A 284-nucleotide genomic window follows, 5' to 3' on the forward strand; every position below is an offset into this window, starting at 1 on the left:
ACACGGTATCCAGACTCTTTGATGTTAAGTGGAGCCCAAGTAATCTTAAGTCTTCTTGCATACTCCTGGAGCTCGGCTGTGGTGGGTGCTATTCCATAAGTTGAATCATTTACCATTGGAATGTCTCCATTATGGAAAGTAACTACCTCAATCCAGGAAAGCATCTTCTTGGCCGTGTTCAGCATGGCCATATTTAACTCTTTATCAATATAATTATGATTATTTTGAGTTAGGTTAATGCAATCTAAAAGCCTATTTAGAATTATCTGATGATACATAGGGGA

General features: G+C 38.0%; 1 pseudogene. It reads right to left on the reverse strand.

Annotated elements, in window-relative coordinates:
- A pseudogene (locus E1176_RS00040) lies at positions 1 to 191 on the reverse strand (heparinase); the annotation flags it as partial.
- Between the last annotated feature and the right edge of the window lie 93 nt (positions 192 to 284).

It is taken from the genome of Fulvivirga aurantia (assembly GCF_009711475.1).
GTDB classification, from domain to species: domain Bacteria; phylum Bacteroidota; class Bacteroidia; order Cytophagales; family Cyclobacteriaceae; genus Fulvivirga; species Fulvivirga aurantia.